We start from the raw sequence: 14,152 nt of genomic DNA on the forward strand, positions 1-14,152 counted from the left end.
CAGCAACAATGGTGAATAAATTAACGACAGGTCGTAAGAACGTAGGCCGGGTAAGGCGCAGCCGCCACCCGGCAACATGACGGGTATCGAGCCTGATATCTTGCCCGGTGGCGCTGCGCTTGCCGGGCCTACGAGGTATGAGACTGTGAGAGGACCCCGTAGGCCGGGTAAGGCGCAGCCGCCACCCGGCAATATGACGGGTATGGTGGCTGAAAGCGTGCCCGGCGGCGCCCCTTTATTCCTGATGGCGGGTGATGTTGAGGATCTTCGCGCTGGCGCCGACCGGGAAATTGCTGAGGGCGCCGAAGTCGCTGCCCTGATAGCCCATGATCTTGCCGTCGGTGCGCATTTGCTGAAGATCGATCAGGATCACCCCCAGCGTCGGAATGATTTTCTCGCGCCAGACAAACAGATAGAGATCCTCCGCCACCAGCACATAGTGGCAGCGGTCGACATCCGCCAGCCCCTTTTCCACGCCGTCCAGACACTGCCAGGCGTAAAAATTATCGTTGAGATAGATGTGCTCATAGCGCTCGGTCGGGCTGTAGGTGTACTGATTGCGCATGCCGACCAGCGCAGGAGTAAAGCCCGGCAGCGGCCCCGGCTGCGCATCCAGGCGGGCGAAGACAAAGCGCGCTTCTACCGCGGTCAGCGGCAGGCCTCGCTCCACCCGGCTGAAGGCGTCCAGCCGCGCGGCGGCTTCGTCCGGCAGCTGGCCATAGACCAGGGTAGCGTTGCGCTGCGTCAGGTTACATACCGCGCTGATGCTGGCGTTATCCCGCTCCGGGTCAAGGAAGTCGATAAACAGAATATCCGGGCGCAGGGCGGTCGCCCGCCAGGGGGTGCGAGTGCCGTTCCAGCTTAGCGTCTGCTCATCTTCGATGATCAGCTGCTGCGGCTCGCTCCCGGCGACATAAAAGGTAAAGCGCTCGCCTGCGGGCAGGCTGGCGGTGGCGAGTACATTACCGTGTGGCGCAAAACCATCGGCCAGCGCGCCGACCTGGATAAATACGGCTTCTGAAGTCATAGTGGCTCCTGAACAGAGTAGGGCGTTAGGCAAACGCCAGAGTGGGAACATCGACGATACTGGCGCCGCCGTCGGCGACCAGCGTAGCGCCGCTGATGATGGCGGCCTGCGGCGAACAGAGAAACTGACAGACCTCGGCTATCTCCTCGGGGCTGGCGGGGCGGCGCAGCGGAACATCGCGACAGACCCGCTGATACGCCTCAGTCAGCGACAACCCTTCCGCCTGCATCAGCGGGAGCATCTCTTCATCCGCCATCGGCGTGGTGACCCAGCCGGGGCAGACGGCGTTGGCGCGCACCCCCTGCGGGCCGTAATCGCGGGCGACGGAGCGCATCAGGCCGATTAAGGCGTGTTTAGCGGTGACGTAGCCGCAGGCCTGCGGACCGGCGGCCAGCGAGGCGATGGAGGCGACAAACAGCACGTTGCCGCGGCGGGCAATCAGCGAGGGCAGGCAGGCGCGAACGCTGGCGAAGGCGCTGGTGAGATTGCCGTCCAGCGCCTCGCGCCACTGGCGGTCGCTGGTATCGGCGGCGGGGCTGTTGCCCATCCCGCCGGCGCTGCAGATGAGGACATCAATACCGCCGGCCTGGTCGAGAATGGCCGGCAGCAGCCGCTGGCGCCACGCCTCGCCGTCGGCGGCATCGCCCATCAGCGCCGTGGCGCCGGTCTCATCGGCGACCGCCCGCAATGGCGCCTCGCGCCGTCCGGTAATAAACACCCGGTCGCCCGCGGCGCGCATCAGCCGCGCGCAGGCGGCGCCAATTCCGGTTCCGCCGCCGGTGATCACCACGACTCTCGCCATTCGCTCTCTCCTGTAAGGGGGTTTCCGGTTACCTTAAAAAGCGCGCCAGCTCCCGGCTATCGCCCGGAAGAACGATAGCCGGGTCGGTTAATGGAGCTCGCTCACCGGGATCGCCTGCGGCGCCGGAACCGGCTTCATGGTGGCGGGGTCGACCGCCAGATAGCGTCCGGTCTTGCTGTCGATGCCGACGTAATCGATCATTTTGCCCTGCGCCCGGGTGACCATGGTGCGTCTGGCGAACGCCTCGTAGGCTTCGCTCATCGCTTTGACCCGATCGGGGTGTTGGGCCGCGACGTCATGAGTTTCCAGCGGATCGTTGTGCAGATTAAACAGCTGCCACGGCGCGTCGCCGGCGGTGAAGCCCCGCGGCACCAGCCGCCGCAGCTTCCATTCGCCATCGACCCACGCCGCCTGATGATGCAGCTCGACGCCGTAGTTTCCGCGCGGCGGCTGCTGCACTTCGCCGGTGAGATAGCGCTTAAAGCTGACGCCGATCATCGGCAGCACCGGCTTCTTCGCCAGCGATTTGTTCGGGTCGATACCGGCGAATTCATACAGGGTCGGCGCCACGTCATACACCGCCATCGTCGAGGCGTCGATTTTACCGTGGCGGGTAATCCCGGGGCCGGCGATCATAAAGTCGGTGTTAATGCCGCCCTGAGCGCTGGTGGTTTTGTGATAGTTGGCGTAAGGGGCGTTGCTGACGTTGGCCCAGTGCGGACCGTAGGAGACAAACGAGCCTTTGCGGCCAACGTTGTCATAGCTGTTGTCAAACTGCTTCCAGAATTCCGGGGTGGATTCGTAGTAGAAGCCCTGCGCCGGGTTGGCGCCGTTGTCGGTTAAGAACACCAGCAGGGTGTTTTTATCGCGACCGGTTTGCTTCAGCGTTTCCATCAGGGTGCCGATCTGCGCGTCCATATTGGCGATCATCGCCGCGTAGACCTGCATCACTTTCGCGGTATATTTCTGCTGCTCCGGGGTCAGCGCGTCCCACTCTTTATCCAGCTCAAGGTGCGGGAGCGGGGTGTTGTCATGGATAATCCCCAGCGCTTTCAGGCGGGCGATACGCTGGCGATAGACCTCGGCGTAGCCCTGCTCATACTGGCCTTTGAAGCGCTTGATCCATTCGTCAGGCGCCTGCAGCGGGTCGTGCGGGGCGGTAAAGGCCAGCCAGGCGAAGACCGGTTGTTCCTGCGGCGTGTCTTTAATCCAGCTGTTCATCTGCCGGGCGTAGGCCTCGCTGGAGTAGAAATCGTCCGGCAGGGAGACGCGCTCGCCGTCGCGGGTGTAATAGGTGTGAAACGCTTCAACGGTACCCAGCGGAATAGCGTCGTTAAAATGGCTGGTGCCGCCGCCCATAAAGGCGAAAGCGTGGTTAAAGCCGCGGTCCTTCGGCGTGGCGCCGGGAACAAAACCAAGGTGCCACTTGCCGGCCATCAGAGTGTTATACCCCGCGTCTTTAAAGCGCTCGGCCATGGTGGTGACGCGGTCGGTCAGCCGCAGCTCGTAGCCCTCCTTGCCAATAGTGCTGTCATACCACCACATGCCGCCCATCCCGGCCTGCTGGTTGCTGTTGCCGGTGAGCAGCATGGAGCGCGCCGGGGCCGACATCGGCGAGGTGTAATACTGGCTCATGCGCATCCCCTGCTCGGCCATCGCCTGCAGGTTGGGGGTGGGGATCTCGCCGCCGAAGGGGCTAATGTCCGAGTAGCCCATATCATCGGCGATAATGACGATGACGTTCGGACGCTCCTGCTGCGCGGCGTGCGCGCCGCCGGCGAGGATGACACTGACCGCCGCGGCCATGGCTGTTTTATTCACAACGGATTCTCCTGTTTCAAAGGGATAGCTTCAGAGCAACGGGCTACGCCGGATGCGCGGCCCCGACAAACGCGGCCCGCCAGGCTTGCAGCCCTTGAAGGTCGCGGGAAAAGGGGCGCACGGGCGCAAGAATTTCGCTAAAGAAGCGGTAGTAGCCGCCGCAGAGGCGGTTGTTGCCCGCGGCGTTGAGATGCGCCGGACAGCCGCCCTGGCAGACCATTTTGACCGCGCAGGTCTGGCATTCGCGGCGCAGGCTTTTCTGCTGACCGAAAGGCAGTTGCACCGAGGCGTCGACCGCGGCGGCGAGCGTCTGCTCATCGAGGCGTCCCAGCCGATGCTCGGCGTTGATCAGATGATCGCAGGCGTAGAGCTCTCCGTCGGGCTCCATCACCAGATTGCTGCCGCAGCGGGCGCTGTGCACGCAGCTGCCGCTGGTGTGGGTGAAGTACTGCGCCCACGCCTGCTCGATATTGATGACAAACACCCGCCCCTTGTCGCAGCGCTTCTGCCACTGCCGCCAGATGCCGACCATAAAACGCCCCCAGTTATCGGCGCTCAGCTGATAGCCCTCGCGCAGCGCTGCGCCTTCGCTCATCAGCGGCTGAAACTGCAGATAGCGCGCGCCGAGGCTGACCACCCGGTCATATATCGCCGCCGCGTGCGCCGCCATCTCGTTATGCACCACCACCAGCAGGTTAAACTCCACCTGATGCTGGTGGAGAAGGTCGATGCCGCGCAGCGCCGCCGGCCAGGTGGCCCGGCCGCGTTTATCCGGACGATGCTGGTCCTGTAGCGTTTCGCTGCCTTCGAGGCTCAAGCCGATAATAAAGCGATGCTCGCGAAACAGCCGGCACCAGGCGTCGTTGATCAGCGTGCCGTTGGTCTGCAGGCTGTTGCTGATGGTGACGCCGTCGGGGGCATAACGCGCCTGCAGGGCGAGCGCTTTTTTGTAGAAGCTCAGGCCGGCCAGCAGCGGCTCGCCGCCCTGCCAGACAAAGTTGATTTCCCGCGCGCCGGCGGGCTGGGCGGCGATATAGCGGCGGATAAACTGCTCCAGCCGCGCCTCGTCCATCTTGTTGACCGGCGTTTCATCCTGTGGGTAATAGCAGTAGCGGCAGGCGAGATTGCAGGCGGGGCCAATCGGCTTCATCAGAATATGAAACGGCACCGGCGAGCGCGGCTCAGCGGCCAGCGGAATTTGCTGCTGGCGCAGGGCGGCGATATTCAGCATCGGCTTATCCTCGGTTAATGACCGGCGCTGTTGATATTATTTTGGCAACAGCGGGTCAGGCGTAATCACATGATTAAGCCGCGGCGAAAATTAATTGCATCCTGTTAGAGGTATAAGTGAAAAAAAACAGAAATCCATCGTTCTTAAGGATGAGAGAGACGCGTCCGGGATAGGGTTTTTTTATCACCAGGGGCCTGTCCGCCGGGTGTTAATCTTTTTTGTTTATGTTTTAACGCCGCTATCGTAAAGCATGGCGGGTGTGTTTTTTAAATGCTTTATATAACAATGGATTGCTGAAAATTTTGTAACGGCTATCACACTGTTAATATGTTAATGATTGTGTTACTTAAATGTGAAATGTATGCTTCAATAATCGGTAGTCATTCATGTGTCATGTACCAGCACCTCGACGGGGAGGCCCTATCATGTCTGCTTTGTTAAAAGCCAGCCGTAATGATGCGATAATAGCCCGTTGTTTACAGACTATTTCCCAGTTAATTCCACTGTCTTCGGCGGTATTTTATCGAGTAAATAATCGGTTAAAACCCGAAAACTATATATTGCATAATATTTCTGATAATACGCACCAACAATATCTGGAAAACTTCCAGCCGCTGGATCCGTTGCTGCCGTCGCGCTTTAGCCACCAGAACACCACCATGGCGGCGATGACGCCGCGCCTCTGCGACCGCAACCGGCATTATTATCATGAATTTATGTTGCCGAATAATGTGCGCGACATGACCGAGATCTTTATTCGCCGCGAGCGGCGGATCGTCGCCGGTATCTCGCTGATGCGCGACGTGCCTTTCTCCAGCGAAGAGCGTCATCGGGCCCAGGCGGTGCTGCCGCTGGTGGAGCTGGCGATCCGCGACTGCCTGCAGGACGAAGATGACCTGCCCGCCATCCTGACGGCCAAAGAGCGGGAAATCGTCGGCATGGTGCGCGAAGGGGCCAGCAATAAGCTGATTGCCCGCCGGCTGGATATCTCGCTCTCGACGGTGAAAACGCACCTGCGCAATATTTTCGCCAAGACCGAAGTGGTCAATCGTACTGAACTCGTTTCCCGAACCTGGATGCCGGCCGCTCAGCGTACGCTGCATCTGTGATCTGACTATCGCATCCCGCGCGCGCCGTGGCAGCACGGCGTTTTCCTGATGCCTGTGGGTATCACTCCCTGGAGACCCCTCCGGGGGGAGGCTTTTTTGACCGGAGCACGCCCTACGATGTCGAGTACCCCTCTCACTGATCATGCGCTTTCCCGGCCCGCCGGGCTGGTTGTGTCCCTGCGTTTGCTGGCGGCGATTGTGATTTTCGCCGCTATTGCGCCAGGTATTCTGATGACCGCGCCGGCGGTGGCGGCGCAGCTGGCCAGCGAATGGCAGCTAAAACCCGGCCAGATCGGCTGGTTGTTCTCGGCGGAACTGGGGGCGATGAGCCTGGCGACGCTGCCGGCGTGGTGGTGGATGAGTCGCCTCGACTGGCGGCGGGTCGCCCTGACGGCCGGGGTCGTGTTTCTGACAGCCAATCTCGCCTCGGCGGCGGTGACCCAGTATGAGACGCTGCTGGCGGTGCGCTTTCTCGCCTCGCTGGCGGGCGGCACGCTGATGATTCTGTGCATCAGCTGCGCGGCGGGAACCTCGAACCCGTCGCGAGTCTACGCCTTCTGGGTGCTTGGGCAACTGCTGCTGGGGATGCTTGGCCTGCTGGTGCTGCCCGGGCTGTTTGCCAGCTTTGGCCTCAAGGTGGTCTATCTGATCCTCGCCGCCATTATGCTCTGCTGCCTGCCGCTGGTGTCGGCTTTCCCGCCGCGCTTTCAACCGTTGTCCGTCTCGCGCCAGCAGCCGCCGACGGCGCTGTGGCGTCAGGCGCTGGCGGTCCTCGCGGTGCTGACCTTCTATATCAGCCTTAGCGCGGTGTGGACCTTTATCGGCACCCTCGGCGCGGCGGCGGGCCTGAGCCCGACGCAGGTCGGCCTGGTGCTGGCGGCGGCGACGGTCTTCGGCATTATCGGCGCGGGGGGCGCGGCCCTGCGCGGCACCCGGCGGGCCGATCGTTTGCCGGTGTGGCTGGGCTACGGCCTGCTGATCCTCAGCGTCGGGCTGCTGATCGGCCAGCCGCTGCTGGCGCGCTACGCCATCGCGGCGCTGCTGTTTAAGTTCACCTGGACCTTCGTGCTGCCCTTTATTCTCGCCCGCGTCGCCGGGCTCGATAACAACGGCCGGCTGATGAACAGCATTAATCTGGTGATCGGCGGCGGCATGGCGGCCGGTCCGGCATTAGCCGGGGCTTTACTGCAGCATTTTGCCAGCGCCGATCCGTTGCTGCTGGCGGCAGGGGGCTGCGCGCTGCTGTCACTGATTTTGATTGCGGCGGCGTCGGCCGCCGGCAAAGGCTTAGCCAACGGGAGGATAGAGTGAAAAGAAAAACCGGTTTCTTCTTTGATGAACGTTGTTTCTGGCACAGTACTGGTCTGCACGCGGTGACGCTGCCGGTGGGCGGGTGGGTGCAACCGCCCGCCGGCGGCGGTCATGCCGAATCGCCGGAGACCAAACGGCGGATGAAAAACCTGATGGACGTCTCCGGGCTGACGCCGCAGCTGGCGCTGCACAGCGCGGCGCCGGCAAGCCTTGCGGACCTGCGGCGGATCCATCCCGACAGCTATCTTGAGCGCTTCAAGGCGATAAGCGATAACGGCGGCGGCATGCTGGGCAAAGAGGCGCCGTTGGGGCCGGGCAGTTATGAAATCGCCTGTCTCTCCGCCGGACTGGCCTGCGCGGCGGTGGAAGCGGTGCTGAAGGGCGAGCTGGATAATGCCTATTCGCTGTCGCGGCCGCCTGGACACCACTGCCTGCCGGACCAGTCGATGGGCTTCTGTTTCCTCGCCAATATTCCGATTGCCGTCGAGCGGGCGAAAGCGCTGCTGGGGCTCGGCAAGGTGGCGATCATTGACTGGGACGTTCATCACGGCAACGGCACCCAGCATATCTACCTGCAGCGCGACGACGTGCTGACCATCTCCTTGCATCAGGACGGTTGCTTCCCACCCGGTTATGCCGGTGAGGACGATCGCGGCGCTGGCGCGGGCGAAGGTTACAACATCAATATTCCGCTACTGGCCGGGGCGGGGGACGACAGCTGGCGCTATGCGCTGGAAACCATCGTTATTCCGGCGCTGGCGCGCTTTGAGCCGGAGCTGATTATCATCGCCTGCGGCTATGATGCCAACGCCATGGACCCGCTGGCGCGGATGCAGCTGCACAGTGACAGCTTCCGGGCGATGACCGGGCTGGTGCAACAGGCGGCGGATCGTCTGTGCGGCGGGAAACTGGTGATGGTGCACGAGGGCGGCTACGCCGAATCCTACGTGCCGTTCTGCGGCCTGGCGGTGATGGAGGCCCTGAGCGGCATTCGCACCGCGGTCCAGGATCCGCTGCTGGACTTTATTCAGCAGCAGCAGCCGCGGGCGGAGTTTGCGCAGTTCCAGAGGCAGGCCATCGATCGGCTGGCGCAACGGTTTGGCCTGCAGTAAACCGGCTCAGCTTCCCCGCTGTGATGGCGGGGAAGAAAATGCTTTCTCATCTACGATTTCACCGCGCATCCACTGACTGACTGCCTGATCGATCATCGCCAGCACGCTGAGCAGCAGCATCCGCTGCTGCGCTTCCAGCCGCAGATAGCGGCGCAGCGGCGGCATTTTACAGACCACTTCGCTGGCGGCCCAGGGTTCAATACTGCAGCGCCAGCCGTTACCGTCAAAGGTCAACGAAAAGCGGCGGTAGTCCAGCTCGCTTAGGGTCTGCTGGAGATTAGGAAACCCGTTGAGATAGCCGGCGAGTTCCTCGCTGCCTTTGCCGCCGATAAAGCGGATCGGCTGGCGTTTCCACCAGCCGGATTGATGGGCGCGAATGTGACCGCGCACGGGCCGGGTGACCGGTCCTGCGACGACAAATTCGCAACTGTGAATGCTGGCCATAAACAGCCGCTTCTGACGCACGCTGAAGGTGACGGCGGTGGCGTCGTTCAATCGCAGCAGCGCGCTGCGCTCGCTCAGCTTTTCGCAGGGCCAGCCGGCCAGATCTCGCTGCACCGCGTTCATTAACGGCGTCTCAAACCAGGGGACGGAGGACATCTGGCGTCATCTCCCCGCGGGTCTGTTTTTCGTAGTTGCTGATGGCGCGGTCGACCACCTCTTCCACCACCAGCGGCTTGAACGGATTGACGCGCTGTACGCACACCGTCCAGAACAGGGCGTAGGCGGCGGTCAGGCCGAGCATAATGCCGAACGGCACCAGCACCTGGCGGCTGTCCATCCCCGGCGGGGTGATATTGACGATAGCGATGATAATTCCGACGCTGGAGATAATCTGCGGCAGCGGGAACCACGGCGAGCGGTAGGCGCGCGGCAGGTCCGGGCGGCGAATGCGCAGCATCACCACCGACAGAGTAACCAGCAGATAGGCGACGCCCCAGGCGCAGACCGCGGCGAGGATCAGCGGCACGATGCGGTCCAGATCGCCGTTCAGATACCAGGCGTGCAGGCAGGGGATCGCCACCCCGATGGCAATGGCGATCACCGGCGTTTTAAAGCGCGGATGCAGCCAGGTCAGGAAGCGGGGCAGCGCGCCGTCCAGCGCCATACCGTAAATAATGCGCGGTACCGCGGCCATCAGCGTATTGATGGTGGCGCAGCCCGCCAGCAGCAGCCCGACCCCCAGCCAGTACTGGCCGGCGTGGCCCATCACCCGCTCGGCAAAGGCCGGGATCGCCATCGGCGTATCCAGCAGATGGACGTTGTTGGCCGCGTCGAGCACGGTGTTCTCCACCTGGCGGTTGATCGCCGCCCCGTAGATAAACATGCAGCTGGCGACCCCCAGCAGGCCCAGCGCCATCGCCCGCGGAATGGTACGGTGAGCCTGTTTGATCTCCGGCGCCATCGGCGTCACCAGTTCGCAACCGACGAACATAAACATCGCCATGCCGATATAGCCGAACAGGCCATGGATATCGCTGACGTTCAGCGGCGTGCCGAACCAGCCGGAAAGATGGGTGACCGGCGCCATAAAAATGCCGCACAGGCCGAAAATGGTCAGCGTGGTCCACATGCCGAAGGTCAGCACCACTTCGACCTTGCCGAAGATTTCCACGCCGATGGCGTTCAACAGGCCGAAAACCACCACCATGCCGACGCCCACCATCCAGGTGTTCTGGTGAGCGGCCATCTGGGCGTTGATCGATTCGAAGTTCACCAGCGCCATAATGCCGGCCAGGATCGTCTCCGCCGTCCCGGCGAAAATATGCACGATCAGATAGGCGCACAGCGCGCCGGTGATGGCGAAGAAGCGTCCCATGCCGCAGGAGATATAGTCGTACACCGAACCGGTGGTGGGAATGAGCGTCGCCGCCTCGGCAAAGGTGGTGACCTGCGCCTGCATCATAATAAAGGCCAGCAGCACCGCCAGCGCGAAGGTATCACCGCCCATGCCGAAGCCGCTGGTCACCGTCAGGATCACCGGGCTGGCCATAATCAGCCCGACGGAGCTGGCGAGAGTGGTCGGGAAGCCGACGACCCCGCGCTCAAGATGGCTGGCAAGTCTGTTACTAAACATAGTCAACCTCTGCACAATAGTGGGGGAGGGCAGGGAATAGCCAGCGCCACTCCCGGATAGTCATAATTTAGGCGGGCATCCTGCTCAACGAATATCGTCCGGAAGGTGGAGGGCGGCGCATGATTCTGTGACGCCGTCGATGAATGTGAGGGTGGATAAACAACATGACCCCGAAAACCGGGGCCATCCGTCTTGCCACATTGTGCCTGTTTCTGCCGGGTGGCGGCTGGCGCCTGACCCGGCCTGGCGACGGCATTCGTCCCCCAGGCCGGGCAAGCGCAGCGCGTTAGCGCGTCTCGACGTTCGCCAGGTAGTGCTTCACAAAGCGCGGCGTCAGGATTTTCCACTCCACTTCGGTACCCTGTTTAACAAACCAGCTGTCGCCCGGCGCAAAGCGCTGCGGCTCGCCGCCGGCGACGGTCAGCTCCACTTCGCCTTCCAGCACGGTGGCGTGTTCGGTAAACGGATAGGTCATGGTAAAGCTCCCCTCAGTGGACGAAAACAGTCCGCAGGTAAAGGCATCCTGCGGCTCGCCGTAGATCATCGCCCCGGCCACCTGCGGGTCGCCGGCGGTCGGCGTCGCGCCGAGCAGGCTGACGCTGCCGATTGGCTGCAGGTCGGGCACCGGGTGTTTAAGTTTAAAAGCGTGCATAGCGTTCTCCTGGTTAACTCCGGCCTTTCCAGAAACCGGCGGTTTGATGCATCAGTTTTCCGGCGGTGACTAATAGCAAGCGCAGGCTGTCACGGCCGTGGATGGTCGCGTGGGGGATGCTGCTCAGCAGACGATAGCGGTCGGAACCGCCGTTGATCCCTTCGGCGAGGATTTTGCACACGATGTGCGACGGGGTGACGCCGAAGCCGGAGTACCCCTGGACGTAAAAGACGTTGTTGTGATCGCGTAGGGTGCCGATCTGCGGGAACAGGTTGGCGCTACAGGCCATCGGCCCGCCCCAGGCGAAATCGATCTTCACATCCTTCAAATAGGGGAAGACCTCCGCCAGCAGGGTGCGGTTCCAGGCGGCGAAATCGTTCGGCGTATACTCCACAAAGCGGGTGGCGCTGCCGAACAGCAGGCGGTTTTCCCGGGTGACGCGGTAATAATTAATCACCGGGCGAATATCGCTGAAGGCGCCGCGCAGCGGGCTGATGCGCTCGATCAGTTCATCGGAGAGCGGCTCGGTCGATACCTGGTAGGAGTAGGTGACCAGCGTTTTGTTGTAGATCTCCGGCTCCATATTGTTGAGGAAGCTGTCGCAGGCCCACAGCAGCTTGGCGGCTTTGACGCTGCCCATCGCGGTCCGTACCCGCACCTGTTTGCCGTAATTCACCTCCACCACCGGCGAGGATTCGAAGATCTTCACCCCCAGCGAATGGGCGGCCTGCGCCGAGCCGAGGAGCATATTGAGCGAATGGATCTGCCCGCCGCCCATATGTTTCAGCGCGCCGCAGTAGACCTCGGAGCCGACCACCTGCTGCACCTCTTTCCCGGTATACAGTTCGATATCTTCATCCGGGGTGGCGGCCTTAAACTCTTTCTCCCACTGGCGCAGCGTTTTGAGCTGCCGCTGGTTATAGGCGAGGTAGCCGTAGCCGGGGACGAAATCGGCGTCGATGTTGTATTTGCGGATGCGCTCGCGAATGATGCCTGCGCCGAGGTTGGCGATTTTAAACAGCGTCTCCAGCCCCTCTTTGCCGACGTGCTTTTTTACCGCTTCGATATCGTGACCGATACCGGCCATCACCTGGCCGCCGTTGCGCCCGGTGCCGCCGTAGCCGAGATGGCGCGCTTCCAGCACCACCACGTTGGTGATGCCCTGTTCCGCCAGCTCAAGGGCGGTGTTAATGCCGGAGAAGCCGCCGCCGATAATCACCACGTCGGCTTCAATATCTTCCCGCAGCGCCGGAAAATGGAGGTGGTATTTCTTCGTCGCGCCGTAGTAGTTCAGCGCATCGATTTTGATGTTCATCGCGTTACCCTGTGGTCTTGCCTCGCTCAAGTTCCTCATCACAGCACGCCGCGCGGGCGTTGAATATCGTCCGGAAGAATGACGTTCTTTAGAACGATAGGCTGCGGCGGGAAGCCGTGCTGTGATGGGTTAACTTTGCTGAAAAACGGGTGCTGACGATGAGCGAGATAACCTTACTGGCGGAAGTGACCGCCTTTTTACGCCAGCCGCACGGGCAGTTTATCGCCGGTGAGCGAGAGGCGGGCCGCGGCGCGCCGTTTGCGGTGATCAACCCGGCCACCGGGCGGGCGATCGCTGAGGTCACCGCGGCGGATAGCGACCAGGCGGACCGCGCGGTAGAGAGCGCCCGCCAGGCGTTTAGTCAGTGGCGCGAAATGCCGACGCTGGCGCGCGGAACCTTGCTGCTGAAGCTGGCGGATGCCCTGGCTGAGCATCGCGAAGCGCTGGCGCAGCTGGAAAGTCTCTGTTCTGGCAAAACTATCACGCTGGCGCGGATGCTCGAGCTGGACCAGTCGGTGGCGTTCCTGCGCTACTTCGCCGGCTGGGCGGGGAAAGTCACCGGTGAAACGCTGGATGTCTCGCTGCCATCGATGGCCGGGGAGAAATATACCGCCTTTACCCGCCGCCAGCCGCTGGGGGTGGTGGTTGGCATCGTGCCGTGGAACTTCTCCATCATGATTGCCATCTGGAAGCTGGCGGCGGCCCTGGTCTGCGGCTGCACCATCGTCCTCAAGCCGAGCGAGTATACGCCGCTGACGCTGCTGCGCGTGGCGGAGCTGGCGAAAGCGGTGGGTATTCCGGACGGAGTGATTAACGTGGTCAACGGCGCCGGCGGCGAGATTGCTCAGCGGCTGATTACCCATCCGGCCTGCGCCAAGGTGAGCTTCACCGGCTCGGTGGCTACCGGCGAAAAAGTCCAGCAGTCGGCTGGCGCTTTCGGTAAACGGGTGACCCTTGAGCTGGGGGGCAAAAACGCCGCGCTGTTCCTCGATGACCTGACGCCGGAGGCGATGGTCAACGGCATTCTTGAAGCCGGCTACCTGAACCAGGGGCAGATTTGCGCCGCCGCGGAGCGCTTTTATCTGCCGCAGGGCAAACTGGATGCGGTGCTGGCGCTGCTGAAAGAAAGACTCAGCGCCTTCACGCCGGGATCGCCGCTGGATGAGCGCACGCTGATGGGGCCGCTGGCCAACCGCCAGCAGCATGAAAAAGTATTGCGGCTCATTCAGACCGCACGCGACGAGGGCGATACCATCGTCTGCGGCGGCGAAGCCCTGCCGGGGGAGGGCTATTTCCTGCAGCCGACGGCGGTCAAAGTGCGCAGTGAAAAGAGCACCCTGATGCGCGAGGAGACCTTCGGCCCGGTGTGCAGCTTTATCGGCTATCACAGTGAAGACGAGGCGCTGGCGCGGATGAATGCCTCGCCGTATGGCCTGGCGGCCAGCGTCTGGTCGGATAATATTCGTCAGGCGCTACGCTACTCGGAGGCGATTGAGGCCGGCATCGTATGGGTCAATATGCATACCTTCCTCGACCCGGCGGTACCGTTCGGCGGCATGAAGGGCTCGGGCATCGGGCGCGAATTCGGCAGCGCGTTTATCGATGATTATACGGAGCTGAAGTCGGTGATGGTGCGCTATTAAGTTTTCCTGACCGGGATACAGGCGTCTGCGTAGGGCCGGTAAGCTCAGCGCC

12 protein-coding genes are annotated in these 14,152 nt (G+C 62.2%); 4 read left to right on the forward strand and 8 right to left on the reverse strand.

What is annotated here, in order from left to right; genetic code table 11:
* Positions 1–235: 235 nt before the first annotated feature.
* The 4 genes from K5R89_RS22500 to K5R89_RS22515 all read right to left on the reverse strand — a co-directional run bounded on the left by K5R89_RS22500 (position 236) and on the right by K5R89_RS22515 (position 4,881).
* Complete coding sequence (locus K5R89_RS22500; protein ID WP_101978031.1) at positions 236–1,027, reverse strand: MoaF C-terminal domain-containing protein; 792 nt, start codon at positions 1,025–1,027, stop codon at positions 236–238.
* 25 nt (positions 1,028–1,052) lie between these two features.
* Positions 1,053–1,829, reverse strand: a complete 777-nt coding sequence (locus tag K5R89_RS22505) for an SDR family NAD(P)-dependent oxidoreductase (protein WP_049013140.1) — start codon at positions 1,827–1,829, stop codon at positions 1,053–1,055.
* Positions 1,830–1,916: 87 nt separating this feature from the next.
* Positions 1,917–3,650: an arylsulfatase gene (locus tag K5R89_RS22510; RefSeq protein WP_217259570.1), complete on the reverse strand. Its 1,734-nt coding sequence runs from the start codon at positions 3,648–3,650 to the stop codon at positions 1,917–1,919.
* Positions 3,651–3,693: 43 nt separating this feature from the next.
* Positions 3,694–4,881 (reverse strand): anaerobic sulfatase maturase, encoded by a 1,188-nt coding sequence (locus K5R89_RS22515; protein WP_044521446.1) that lies wholly within the window; start codon positions 4,879–4,881, stop codon positions 3,694–3,696.
* A 425-nt stretch (positions 4,882–5,306) separates the two neighbouring features.
* Here K5R89_RS22515 and K5R89_RS22520 point away from each other — a divergent pair, with 425 nt between their 5' ends.
* The 3 genes from K5R89_RS22520 (at position 5,307) to K5R89_RS22530 (ending at position 8,413) form a co-directional block, all read left to right on the forward strand.
* Positions 5,307–5,990: a LuxR family transcriptional regulator gene (locus tag K5R89_RS22520; protein ID WP_032454931.1), complete on the forward strand. Its 684-nt coding sequence runs from the start codon at positions 5,307–5,309 to the stop codon at positions 5,988–5,990.
* 117 nt (positions 5,991–6,107) lie between these two features.
* The gene (locus tag K5R89_RS22525) at positions 6,108–7,301 is read left to right on the forward strand and encodes an MFS transporter (RefSeq protein ID WP_217259571.1); all 1,194 of its coding nucleotides are present in this window, start codon (positions 6,108–6,110) and stop codon (positions 7,299–7,301) included.
* Positions 7,298–8,413 (forward strand): class II histone deacetylase, encoded by a 1,116-nt coding sequence (locus K5R89_RS22530; RefSeq protein WP_064155707.1) that lies wholly within the window; start codon positions 7,298–7,300, stop codon positions 8,411–8,413. The genes K5R89_RS22525 and K5R89_RS22530 overlap by 4 nt, the downstream gene beginning before the upstream one ends.
* A 6-nt stretch (positions 8,414–8,419) precedes the next feature.
* Here the strand turns inward: K5R89_RS22530 and K5R89_RS22535 are convergent, their stop codons facing one another.
* The 4 genes from K5R89_RS22535 to K5R89_RS22550 form a co-directional block, all read right to left on the reverse strand.
* On the reverse strand, positions 8,420–9,013 hold the full coding sequence (locus K5R89_RS22535) for a DUF3156 family protein (RefSeq protein ID WP_023288713.1): 594 nt from the start codon (positions 9,011–9,013) through the stop codon (positions 8,420–8,422).
* Positions 8,991–10,490 (reverse strand): APC family permease, encoded by a 1,500-nt coding sequence (locus tag K5R89_RS22540; RefSeq protein ID WP_032454960.1) that lies wholly within the window; start codon positions 10,488–10,490, stop codon positions 8,991–8,993. The genes K5R89_RS22535 and K5R89_RS22540 overlap by 23 nt, the downstream gene beginning before the upstream one ends.
* 286 nt (positions 10,491–10,776) lie before the next feature.
* Entirely contained in the window at positions 10,777–11,142 is a 366-nt protein-coding gene (locus K5R89_RS22545) for a cupin domain-containing protein (protein ID WP_002892824.1), read from the reverse strand.
* A 13-nt stretch (positions 11,143–11,155) separates the two neighbouring features.
* Positions 11,156–12,457, reverse strand: coding sequence for an FAD-binding oxidoreductase (locus K5R89_RS22550; RefSeq protein ID WP_023288715.1), 1,302 nt, complete (start codon positions 12,455–12,457; stop codon positions 11,156–11,158).
* 158 nt (positions 12,458–12,615) lie between these two features.
* Here K5R89_RS22550 and K5R89_RS22555 point away from each other — a divergent pair, with 158 nt between their 5' ends.
* Entirely contained in the window at positions 12,616–14,100 is a 1,485-nt protein-coding gene (locus K5R89_RS22555) for an aldehyde dehydrogenase family protein (protein ID WP_217259572.1), read from the forward strand.
* Positions 14,101–14,152 lie beyond the last annotated feature (52 nt).

Origin of the sequence: Klebsiella sp. TF21-TM (assembly GCF_019753495.1) — a bacterium.
GTDB lineage: Bacteria > Pseudomonadota > Gammaproteobacteria > Enterobacterales > Enterobacteriaceae > Klebsiella > Klebsiella quasipneumoniae.